We start from the raw sequence: 12,224 nt of genomic DNA, 5'->3' as shown, positions 1-12,224 counted from the left end.
GTAGTTCATTTTATAAACTCAAAAAAAGAACGATTCTTTTACTAATAAGGCGAATTTAACATTTTTATGCAAAAAAAACGTCTTTTTTAACAACATATTAAGTTCAAATTAACAAAATTCAATCGATTTAAAAGTAATAAACTCAAAATCACTACATTAAACAAAACATATAAAATTCGTTATTAAATCAAAATATATAAGTTTTATCCTGCAAATATAATTATTTTTTATTAAATTTCATACTGTAGCTTACCTGAAATAAAAAACGCCCTGTTTTCACAGAGCGTTTTTAGCATAATTAAATCATATCGATTAAGCTTTTCCGGCAGCAATTAAATTTAATGCTGACCCCGCAACGAACCAGCCAATCTGACCTGCATTGTAAGTATGGTTTGCCAAGATAATATCTTTAGAACCATCTGTATGAAGAAACTCTAACGTTAATGGTTTTCCAGGAGCGAACTCAGTTAAATCAGTAAAGTTAATTGTATCGTTTTCCTGAATTTTATCGTAATCTGCTTCATTAGCAAAAGTTAATCCTAAAAGCCCTTGTTTTTTAAGGTTTGTTTCATGAATACGTGCAAACGATTTTACTAATACCGCTTTAACACCTAAGAAACGTGGCTCCATAGCAGCATGCTCACGAGAAGAACCTTCACCATAATTGTGGTCTCCCACAACGATTGATGGAACTCCTGCAGCTTTGTATGCACGAGCTACAGCAGGAACTGCATCATACTCTCCTGTTAACTGATTTCTAACAGAATTTGTTTTTTGATTGAATGCATTTACAGCACCGATCAACATATTGTTAGAAATATTATCCAAATGTCCACGGAAACGCAACCATGGTCCAGCCATAGAAATGTGATCTGTAGTACATTTTCCAAATGCTTTGATCAACAATTTAGCACCTGTAATATTTTTACCATCCCAAGCATCAAAAGGAGCTAATAACTGCAAACGTTCTGATGCAGGATCTACCACAACCTGAACACCTGAACCATCTTCAGCCGGAGCCTGGAATCCAGGATCTTCGGCATCAAAACCTCTTGGAGGCAATTCGTCTCCTGTTGGCGCTTCAAGTCTTACTTCTTCTCCATCTTCATTGATCAAAGTATCTGTTAATGGATTGAAGCCTAAATCACCAGCTATAGCCATTGCAGTTACCAATTCAGGAGAACCTACGAAAGCTAAAGTATTTGGATTACCATCTGCACGCTTTGAGAAGTTACGGTTAAAAGAGTGAACGATTGTATTTCTTTCTTCTTTCTCTGCTCCGTCTCTGTCCCACATACCAATACATGGTCCGCAGGCGTTAGCAAAAACGGTAGCCCCAATTTTTTCGAAAGTATCGATAAATCCATCTCTCTCAATTGTATAACGAACTACTTCAGAACCCGGAGTAATTGTAAATTGAGATTTGGTTTTTAAGTTTTTAGCACTTACTTGTTTTGCCAAAGAAGCAGCACGAGCAATATCTTCGTAAGAAGAGTTTGTACAAGAACCAATTAAACCAACCTGTATTTGTAACGGCCAGTTATTTTTGATTGCTTCTTCTTTCATTTTAGAAATTGGAGTTGCCAAATCCGGCGTAAAAGGACCATTTAAATGTGGCTCTAATTCTGATAAATTGATTTCGATTAACTGATCAAAATATTTTTCCGGGTTAGCATAAACTTCGGGATCTCCTGTTAAGTAAGGAGCTACTTTATCTGCAGCATCAGCAACATCAGATCTGCCTGTAGAACGAAGGTAACGACTCATAGAATCATCATAACCAAAAGTTGAAGTTGTAGCTCCAATTTCAGCACCCATATTACAAATCGTACCTTTTCCTGTACAAGACATAGAAGTTGCACCTTCACCAAAATATTCAACGATTGCACCAGTACCACCTTTTACAGTAAGTATACCAGCCACTTTAAGGATGACATCTTTAGGAGCAGTCCATCCTGATAATTTACCTGTTAGTTTTACTCCAATTAATTTAGGGAATTTTAATTCCCAAGCCATACCAGACATAACATCTACAGCATCAGCACCACCAACGCCAATTGCTACCATTCCTAAACCACCTGCATTTACAGTATGAGAATCGGTACCAATCATCATTCCGCCTGGGAAAGCGTAATTTTCAAGTACTACCTGGTGAATAATTCCGGCTCCTGGCTTCCAAAAACCAATTCCGTATTTATTAGAAACTGACGATAAGAAATCGAAAACTTCGTTACTTTGTGTTTTTGCTCTGGCCAAATCGGTTGCAGCATCAACTTTTGCCTGAATCAAGTGATCACAGTGAACTGTTGTAGGAACAGCAACTGTTTTCTTTCCGGCATGCATAAATTGTAATAATGCCATTTGAGCTGTTGCATCTTGACAAGCAACACGGTCCGGTGCAAAATCAACATAATCAACACCTCTTCCAAACGCCTTCGTTGGATTTCCATCCCAAAGGTGATTGTACAAAATTTTCTCCGTTAAAGTAAGTGGACGACCAACAATCTCGCGTGCTTTATCAACACGACCGGGCATGTTCTCATACACTTTTTTTATCATTTCAATATCAAAAGCCATAAGTTATAATTGTTTTGTTTTTTTTATTTTGAACACGACAAGGTACAAAAAATAGAGGAGCCAGAAAAGAAAAAGCCCGAGTTTATCACTCGGGCTTTTTATATATAATGATTATAACTAATGCTATATATTACATCACTAGTTGCTTGCTAGAAGGCGCAAACTTAGTCAAACTAATACCTTCTACTGCAGCTGTATATTCATCCATTGTAGGAGTTCTACCAAGAATTGTAGACAAAACTACTACCGGTGTAGAAGAAAGCAATGATTCTCCTTTTTTACCCTCAGTATCTTCTACGACTCTTCCTTGGAACAAACGTGTAGAAGTTGCCATTACAGTATCTCCTTTTGCAGCTTTTTCCTGATTACCCATACAAAGGTTACATCCAGGACGTTCTAGGTACAACATGTTTTCGTATTCAGTACGTGCAGCTCCTTTAGGCGCATTATCGTCAAATTCGAAACCAGAGTATTTTTGTAAAACTTCCCAGTCACCTTCAGCTTTAAGCTCATCTACAATGTTATAAGTTGGAGGCGCTACTACAAGCGGTGCTTTAAACTCAACTTTACCATGTAAATCTTCTATATTTTTAAGCATTTGAGCAAGGATTTTCATATCTCCTTTGTGAACCATACAAGAACCGATAAATCCAAGATCTACTTTTTTCACTCCTCCATAAAAAGAAAGAGGTCTGATAGTATCGTGCGTATATCTTTTAGAAACATCAACATTGTTAACGTCCGGATCGGCAATCATTGGCTCTACAATTTGATCAAGATCCACAACTACTTCAGCATAATACTTAGCATTTGCATCTGGAGTTAAGGCTGGTTTTTCAGCAGACTTAATTTCAGAAATTCTCTTATCTGCTTTATTGATCAATCCTTGAAGAACTTGTTTGTGATTATCCATCCCTTTATCGATCATAATCTGGATTCTTCCTTTTGCAATCTCCAGTGAATCAATCAAAGTATCATCTTCAGAAATACAGATAGAAGCTTTTGCTTTCATTTCCGCAGTCCAGTCTGTAAACGTAAATGCCTGGTCAGCAGTAAGAGTTCCAAGATGAACTTCAATAATTCTTCCTTGGAATACGTTTTCACCACCAAATTTCTTAAGCATTTGAGATTGTGTTGAATGAACTACATCACGGAAGTCCATATAACCTTTCATTTCTCCAATAAAAGTAACTTTTACAGATTCTGGAATTGGCATTGAAGCCTCTCCTGTTGCAAGTGCAAGAGCAACTGTTCCTGAGTCAGCACCAAAAGCAACACCTTTTGACATTCTTGTATGAGAGTCACCACCAATAATGATAGCCCACTCGTCTATTGTAATATCGTTTAAAACTTTATGAATTACATCTGTCATTGAATGATAAATGGCTTTCGGGTCACGTGCCGTGATTAAACCGAAATCATTCATAAATTTCATCAATTTTGGAATATTTGCCTGAGCTTTTTTATCCCATACTGAAGCTGTGTGACAACCAGATTGGTAAGCACCATCAACGATTGGCGAAATAACTGTAGCAGCCATAGACTCCAATTCCTGAGCAGTCATAAGACCGGTCGTATCTTGTGAACCTACGATATTAACTTCTACACGAACATCAGAACCAGCGTGTAATACTTTACCCGGAGTGATACCAACAGCATTTCTGTTAAAGATTTTTTCCACAGCTGTAAGACCTTGCCCTTCAATAGAAATCTCTTTTGATGGAGCAAATACAAGTGGTGCTTCAATATCAAGAACTTTCGCTGCTAATGTTTGAAGTTTTTTACCAAATACAATTGCATATGACCCTCCAGCTTTAATGAATTCCATTTTCTGAGGTGTGAATGCCTTTGAAATATCAATTAACTCTTTATCGCCATTATAAAGCTTCTTAGTTTTTGTATTTATTGTTAATACAGTTCCTGTAGCAACAGAATAAGCTTCTTCTAAAATAGGCTCATTATTCTCATTACGAATAATATCACCATTTGCGTCAAGCTTTTTTACCCAGTTTTTAAGATCTAAACCAATACCACCTGTAACATCAACAGTTGTTAGAAAAATTGGAGAAATACCATTTGTTCCTGCAACGATTGGAGCAATATTAATAAATGGAACGTATGGACTTGCTTGTTTACCTGTCCAAAGTGCCACGTTATTTACACCTGACATTCTTGACGAACCTACACCCATTGTACCTTTCTCTGCAATTAACATCACACTTGCATCAGGATACTGAGCTTGCAGCATCTTGATTTCGTCTTGTGCCTGAGGAGTAATCATACATTTACCGTGAAGTTCACGGTCAGAACGAGAGTGAGCCTGATTACCCGGAGATAATAAATCTGTAGAAATATCTCCTTCACCAGCAATATATGTAACTACTTTAATTTCTTCAACTACTTCTGGTAATGAAGTAAAAAACTCTGCCTTTGCGTAGCTTTCCAGAATTTCTCTGGCAATTGGATTTTCATTTTTAAATGCTTCTTTTAAACGGTCTGTATCTGCCTCATAAAGGTAAACTTGCGTTTTAAGAACGTTTGCTGCTTCTTTTGCTATAGCAGCATCATTACCAAGGGCTAAATCAAGCAACACCTCAATTGAAGGCCCACCTTTCATGTGTGATAATAACTCAAAAGCAAAAGCAGGTGTTATTTCTTTTACTATGGATTGACCAAGAATGATTTCTTTTAGAAATTTAGCCTTCAGACCAGCTGCGCTCGTCGTTCCCGGTACAACATTATAAATAAAGAACTTAAGAGAATCTTCTCTGTATTCATTATTCAAATCTTTAATTTGTTCAATGATTTCGCTTAATAATTCAGCACCATCAATTGGTTTCGGGTGAAGCCCTTGACCTTTTCTTTCTTCAATTTCTTGGATGTAATCCTTATAAATGTTCATAGTAGAGGTATTTCTAGGTATTTTTATTTTTTTGTTCGCAAATTTAGCTATTAAAGCCGAGAATTAAAAAAAATATAATAGAAGTCGCCTTTTCAAAAATTATTATTGTTAAAAAACGATTTTGATAGCTTGTTATTGCGAAAATATCAATTTTGAAATAAAAAAATGAATTATTGATATTTTAAAATCTTTTCTTTAACAAAGTCGAAATTTGTTGTTATAAACAAACCCTATTTTGAGCCTGTTTTAAGTAAAGAATCTTTCTAAATTAGAATTTACATCGTTATAGTTGACATCAAATTCACTTTTTCAATGATATTGAAATAGAATTTTATCGAAGTTTTATTAAAGATTATTTTACGATATAAATTTCCAAATCAAACAAAAAAAACCTAACAATTTAATGTTAGGCTTTTCGCAAACTTTGTTCCTTTTATAATAATTTCTGAATAATAATTTCTTCAGTTATTCCTTCAGCATCAGCTTTGTAGTTTTTAATAATTCTGTGGCGTAAAATACCAATTGCAACTGCTTTTACATCTTCAATATCAGGTGAAAATTTACCATTAAAAGCGGCATGTGCTTTTGCTGCCAAAATTAAATTTTGAGATGCTCTTGGTCCCGCTCCCCAATCTAAATAATTTCTAACAAAATCATTTGTCAACTTATTATCCGGACGTGTTTTACTTACTAAAGATACAGCATATTCAATAACATTATCTGCTACCGGAATTCTGCGGATTAAATGTTGAAAATCGATAATTTCCTGCGCTGTAAATAATGGATTTATAGTTGTTTTAGCATCAGAAGTTGTACGTTTTACGACTTGTACTTCTTCTTCAAAACTAGGATATTCTAATTTTATAGCAAACATAAAACGGTCTAACTGGGCTTCCGGCAACGGGTAAGTTCCTTCTTGCTCAATTGGGTTTTGAGTTGCTAATACAAAATAAGGTAAATCTAATTTATGATTTTCACCAGCGATTGTAACAGAACGTTCCTGCATTGCTTCAAGCAAAGCTGCTTGTGTTTTTGGCGGTGTTCTATTAATCTCATCAGCCAGGATAATATTAGAAAAAACGGGTCCTTTTATAAATTTAAACCTTCTGTTTTCATCTAAAATTTCACTTCCTAAAATATCTGACGGCATTAAATCCGGCGTAAATTGAATTCTTTTAAAATCTAAACCTAATGCCTGAGACAAAGTATTTATTAATAATGTTTTTGCTAATCCCGGCACACCTATCAAAAGAGCATGTCCACCCGAAAATATACAAAGTAAAATTTGATCTACAACGGCGTCCTGCCCTACAATTATTTTTGCTATTTCGGTTTTTAATTCGTTACGTTTTTGAACTAAATTATGAATTGCTGTTACGTCAGACATTTATGAATGTATTTAAAATTAAAAAGAGTTAGTACTATGAAATCATAAAACTAACTCTTTTTATTTATTTAATAAAAATTATTTTTTCAACCAATTGTTTGTAAAAGTACAATCTCTGTACTCTCCAATAATTTTGATATAGGTATCTTTTATTTTTTCGTCAAACCATTTAGCAATGGCATTGATTTGTTTTTCTTTTAATGCTAATTCTTTAATTTTAGTATAATCTTTAGCATAATCCGCCGTATGCTCTTCAATTCTGTTGGTAACAGTAATTAACTTATATGTTTTTTTACCTTTTTCATCTGTGTTTAAAAGTGGCTGAGAAATTTCAGCATCCTTTAAATTCGAAACCTGACTGTATAATGTCGGATCCATTTTAGTCAATTCAAAACGTGTGTCTTGTGTATTAGGATTTACTAAAGTACCACCATTTGCTCTAGTTTCTTTTTCATCAGATTCTGTTCTGGCTGCATCAGCAAAAGAAATTTCTTTACTTTCAATCTTTTTTCTAATATTTATGATTCTTTCTTTAGCTTCTTTCAAAGCATCTTCAGAAACAGTTGGAGCTATTAAAATATGACGTAATTCAACTTCCTGTCCTTTTATTTTATCTACCATAATAATATGATATCCAAAATTAGTTTTAAATGGTTCCGAAATTTCTCCTTCTGCCAAACTAAAAGCAACATCTTTAAACTCTTTTACAAAAGGTGTTTTTCTTGTCATTTTATAAAAACCTCCGCTAGAAGATGATCCCGGGTCTTGTGAATATAAAACTGCTTTGGTAGCAAAACTAGATCCGTCTAATACATCTTTTCTAATACCATTTAATCGGTCAATAACCTTTTGCTCGTCTTCTTTTGAAACTTTTGGTTCTACAACAATTTGTGCTACTTCCATTTCTGCTCCAAAAGTTGGCAATTCATCTTTTGGTATTTTTTTAAAGAAATTACGAACTTCTTCTGGTGTAATCTCAACTGCATCAATAATTTTTTTCTGCATTTCAGAAGCTAACTTTTGCTCTTTTAAGATATCAGCAAAGTAAGTTTTGAATTCTTCTACAGAGTTTTTCTTATAATAAGCTACAACCTTGTTTATGTCTCCAACTTGCTGCATCATATAGTTTAGACGCTCTTCCATCATTCCTCTTACTTCAGCATCGCTTACAATAATACTATCCTGAATAGCCTGATGCGCATATAATTTATCCTCTAAAAGTTTACCAAGCATTTGGCATCTTGTAATATCTTTTGTAGAACCTCCCTGACTGGTAATTTCTAAATATCCTTTATCAATATCAGAATCTAAAACAATATAATCTCCAACAGTTGCAATAATACCGTCAATTTTTTGCTTCTGTCCAGAAGGAGCTTCAACTGGTTTTTCTGCTACAACAACATCCGGAATAATTTCCTGTGCTGAAATAAATGAGTTGAAAAAAAGTAAAAAACATATTGTTAACCCAAATTTGTAATCAATTGTTTTTAGCTGAATTTTTTTTAATAACATTATTTTAAATTTAATTTGAATGCTTTTAGACTTTATTTAAACTACCAATTCATTTATTTCTCTTTCAAAAATTCATTCTGAAACATTAAATAATTAACTTCTAGTTTCTTCTAACTTATAACGAACAAAAATAACAATTCAATTACATAATACAACTATCAGCAATACTATTAACAAAAAATTATGGGATAGCTCGTAAATTCAATTAATAAGAAGTTGTTTATCAGCAGAAATACTTCAAAATACAATCTCCAAATAATAAAGCTCATATCGATATAATTGTGGTTTTATTTATGACGGAATTGTTTAAATTTTTTACTCCTACAATTAAAAGTTTTCAACACTACAACGTTTTCGTAATATAAATATTTTCCTATAATTTACAACATAACAAAATTTACATACTTTAGATGAGTAATTAATATTTTACATGTGATAAAATTAAGAATAATTCACTTTTACCATTAATATCCGATACAATTACAACTTTATTAATCTAACCTTAACCAAATCATTATTATGAAAAAACCTTTTGTGAAATTTTATTGCTTTGTTGCAATTACTGCATTGTTTTGTGCTTGTTCTGACATTGAAACATCTGAAAATGGCGCAAGTGCAGCGAGTAAAGAATTCAAAATCATCAATGTAACACATCATGACGGAAAACCTTTTAGTACAGGAGAAACCAAATCATCTCTAACAGGCAAATATGTTGATAATCCTGGTGGAGGCGTTATGATGCAGGCTTTTTATTGGGATGTTCCAGCTGGCGGAAACTGGTGGAATACTGTTACGACTAAATTAACCGACTGGTCTAATGCCGGAATTGGATCTGTATGGCTTCCTCCTGCCTCAAAGGCGCAAAACGGAGCATTTTCTATGGGATATGATCCAACGGATTATTTCGATTTTGGAGATTATAGCCAAAATGGAACTATCGAAACCCGATTTGGTTCTAAAACTGAATTGGTAAGCCTGATTACAAAAGCACACACTGAAAACATGAAAGTATATGCTGATATCGTAATTAATCACAATAGCGGTGGCCAATCAGAAGCGAATCCTTTTACGGGAACAAATACCTGGACAAATTTTACCGGAGTTGCTTCTGGAAAATTTAAACGTACTTATAATGATTTTTATAAAAATAGTTTTGGCAATAATGATGAAGGAAGCTTTGGCGGATTTCCAGATTTATGCCACGCTGCCCCTAATGTGAAAGATTGGTTGTGGCTGAGAGCTGATGGCGTTGGTAAATATTACAAAAATACGATGAAATTTGATGGCTGGAGATTTGACTACGTTAAAGGTTTTGGCTCTTGGGTTGTTAGGGACTGGAATGCAAATGTAGGTGGATTTTCTGTAGGTGAATTATGGGATTCTAATGTAAACATATTAAATGACTGGGCGAATAATGCTAATAGTTCTGTATTTGATTTTGCTTGTTACTACAAAATGAATGATGCTTTTGACGGAAATAATCTGGCTCTTTTAAATGACGATATGATGTGGAAAAGAAATCCATATAAAGCGGTAACTTTTGTAACCAATCATGATACGGATGAAATTTCAAATAAATTATTGGCGTATTCTTATATTTTAACGCATGAAGGATATCCAACAATTTTCTATAGAGATTATGAGGAATGGCTGGATAAGAGCAAATTAAACAATCTGATCTGGATTCATAACAACAAAGCAACTGGTACAACTTCAATTTTATATTCTGATAATGATGAATATGTTGCCAGAAGAAATGGATACAACGGAAATCCGGGATTAGTGGTTTATATCAATAATTCATCTTCCTGGCAAGAAAGATGGGTTGAAACTAATTGGGCAAATACTCAAATTAAAGATTTTACCGGAAACTCAACCTGGTATCCAACTACTCAAGCAGACAAATGGGTAAAAATACAATGTCCTCCAAAAGGATATTCAGTTTGGTCAATTAATCAGTAATTTAAAATGACTAATGTAAGGCTGTTATAATAACAGCCTTATTTTTTTCTTTAAAAGAAACACTTCCCAAATTAAGAAGTGAATATTTTTATTAAGCGGTAATTAATAGTACTTTTGCAACCTATTTATACAAAATATGAGCTTTTTAAAAGAAATACAACGCAGAAGAACATTTGGAATTATATCGCATCCCGATGCCGGTAAAACGACTTTAACTGAGAAATTATTGTTATTTGGAGGGGCAATTCAGGAAGCTGGTGCTGTAAAAAATAATAAAATTAAAAAAGGAGCAACGAGTGACTTTATGGAAATCGAACGCCAAAGAGGGATTTCGGTTTCAACATCTGTACTTGCTTTTAATTATAAAGACAAAAAAATCAACATTCTTGATACTCCGGGACACAAGGATTTTGCCGAAGATACTTTTAGAACTTTAACCGCAGTTGATAGTGTTATTGTTGTAATTGACGTTGCAAAAGGGGTTGAGGAACAAACGGAGAAATTAGTTGCCGTTTGTAGAATGCGTAACATTCCGATGATTGTTTTCATCAATAAATTAGACCGTGAAGGAAAAGATGCTTTTGACCTAATGGACGAAGTGGAACAAAAATTGGGATTAAAAGTTACTCCTTTGAGTTTTCCTATCGGAATGGGCTATGACTTTCAGGGGATTTATAATTTATGGGAAGAAAATATCAATCTTTTTAGCGGTGACAGCCGTAAAAATATCGAAGAAACGATCGCTTTCTCTGATGTTCAAAACAATCCTGAATTAGATAAAATCGTTGGTCAAAAAGCAGCTGACAAACTTCGTGAAGAATTAGAATTAATCGATGAAGTTTATCCGAAATTTGAGCGTCAGGATTATTTAGACGGAAAAATTCAGCCAGTATTTTTTGGATCGGCATTAAATAACTTTGGAGTTCGTGAATTGCTAGATTGTTTCGTAACAATCGCTCCTTCTCCAAGAGCAAAAGATTCTGAAACTCGTTTGGTTGATCCAAAAGAAGAAAAAATGACAGGTTTTGTATTTAAAATCCATGCTAATATGGATCCAAAACATAGAGACCGTTTAGCTTTCATTAAAATTGTTTCGGGAACTTTCGAAAGAAACAAGCCTTATTATCACGTTCGTCAAAAGAAAAATTTAAAATTCTCAAGTCCTAATGCTTTCTTTGCTGAGAAAAAAGAAATTGTAGACATTTCATATCCAGGTGATATTGTAGGTTTACATGATACCGGAAATTTTAAAATTGGAGATACTTTAACCGAAGGCGAAATCATGAGTTTTAAAGGAATTCCAAGTTTCTCTCCGGAACACTTTAGATACATCAACAATGCTGACCCAATGAAAGCAAAACAGCTTGACAAAGGTGTTGATCAGTTAATGGATGAAGGTGTTGCACAGTTGTTTACTCTAGAAATGAACAATCGTAAAGTTATTGGTACAGTTGGAGCGCTTCAGTATGAAGTTATTCAATATCGTTTAGAGCATGAATATGGTGCAAAATGTACTTACGAAAATTTCCCTGTTCATAAAGCATGTTGGGTAAAACCTGATGATGCTAAAAATGATGAATTCAAAGAATTTAAACGTATTAAACAAAAATTCTTAGCACATGATAAATACGGTCAATTGGTATTTTTAGCCGATTCTGACTTTACAATTCAGATGACTCAAAATAAATATCCAACTGTAAAATTATTCTTTACTTCAGAGTTTGATTAATTTTCACTTCCAAAAAATAATAAAAAAAGCGCTAATTTAAATATTAGCGCTTTTTTTTAATCTGAATTAAATCAACCTTACTAAGTCATTATATTCTAAAATTACTTTTATCCTAATTACGGAGTGTCTAATTTATTACATTAAAATTGCATAAA

Annotated in this window: 6 protein-coding genes; 2 read left to right on the top strand and 4 right to left on the bottom strand. The window is 33.8% G+C overall.

Annotated features, from left to right (window positions below):
• Positions 1-312: 312 nt before the first annotated feature.
• The 4 genes from AC4FQ3_RS20095 to AC4FQ3_RS20080 all read right to left on the bottom strand — a co-directional run bounded on the left by AC4FQ3_RS20095 (position 313) and on the right by AC4FQ3_RS20080 (position 8,378).
• Positions 313-2,577, bottom strand: coding sequence for an aconitate hydratase (locus tag AC4FQ3_RS20095; RefSeq protein ID WP_491183037.1), 2,265 nt, complete (start codon positions 2,575-2,577; stop codon positions 313-315).
• Positions 2,578-2,707: 130 nt separating this feature from the next.
• Complete coding sequence (locus tag AC4FQ3_RS20090) at positions 2,708-5,479, bottom strand: bifunctional aconitate hydratase 2/2-methylisocitrate dehydratase (RefSeq protein ID WP_042564015.1); 2,772 nt, start codon at positions 5,477-5,479, stop codon at positions 2,708-2,710.
• A gap of 433 nt (positions 5,480-5,912) precedes the next feature.
• Positions 5,913-6,866: an AAA family ATPase gene (locus tag AC4FQ3_RS20085; RefSeq protein ID WP_073397295.1), complete on the bottom strand. Its 954-nt coding sequence runs from the start codon at positions 6,864-6,866 to the stop codon at positions 5,913-5,915.
• A 78-nt stretch (positions 6,867-6,944) separates the two neighbouring features.
• Positions 6,945-8,378 (bottom strand): peptidylprolyl isomerase, encoded by a 1,434-nt coding sequence (locus tag AC4FQ3_RS20080; protein WP_042564013.1) that lies wholly within the window; start codon positions 8,376-8,378, stop codon positions 6,945-6,947.
• Positions 8,379-8,897: 519 nt separating this feature from the next.
• On the opposite strand from AC4FQ3_RS20080, the gene AC4FQ3_RS20075 reads away from it, so the two are divergent.
• Both AC4FQ3_RS20075 and AC4FQ3_RS20070 read left to right on the top strand, forming a co-directional pair.
• A complete protein-coding gene (locus AC4FQ3_RS20075; protein WP_491183036.1) occupies positions 8,898-10,340 on the top strand; it encodes an alpha-amylase in 1,443 nt (480 codons plus the stop codon).
• Positions 10,341-10,476: 136 nt separating this feature from the next.
• On the top strand, positions 10,477-12,069 hold the full coding sequence (locus AC4FQ3_RS20070; RefSeq protein ID WP_042564011.1) for a peptide chain release factor 3: 1,593 nt from the start codon (positions 10,477-10,479) through the stop codon (positions 12,067-12,069).
• Positions 12,070-12,224: the final 155 nt, after the last annotated feature.

Source organism: Flavobacterium sp. AK-345, assembly GCF_058310175.1.
The sequence above is the reverse complement of the archived record's forward strand: the minus strand, read 5'-3'. Positions and strand labels throughout refer to the sequence as shown.

What these genes read in the sequence shown, in the direction of transcription:
- AC4FQ3_RS20085 (WP_073397295.1), bottom strand. Translation starts at nt 6,866, where the DNA reads ATGTCTGACGTAACAGCAATTCATAATTTAGTTCAAAAACGTAACGAA.
- AC4FQ3_RS20090 (WP_042564015.1), bottom strand. Translation starts at nt 5,479, where the DNA reads ATGAACATTTATAAGGATTACATCCAAGAAATTGAAGAAAGAAAAGGT.
- AC4FQ3_RS20080 (WP_042564013.1), bottom strand. Translation starts at nt 8,378, where the DNA reads ATGTTATTAAAAAAAATTCAGCTAAAAACAATTGATTACAAATTTGGG.
- AC4FQ3_RS20095 (WP_491183037.1), bottom strand. Translation starts at nt 2,577, where the DNA reads ATGGCTTTTGATATTGAAATGATAAAAAAAGTGTATGAGAACATGCCC.
- AC4FQ3_RS20075 (WP_491183036.1), top strand. Translation starts at nt 8,898, where the DNA reads ATGAAAAAACCTTTTGTGAAATTTTATTGCTTTGTTGCAATTACTGCA.
- AC4FQ3_RS20070 (WP_042564011.1), top strand. Translation starts at nt 10,477, where the DNA reads ATGAGCTTTTTAAAAGAAATACAACGCAGAAGAACATTTGGAATTATA.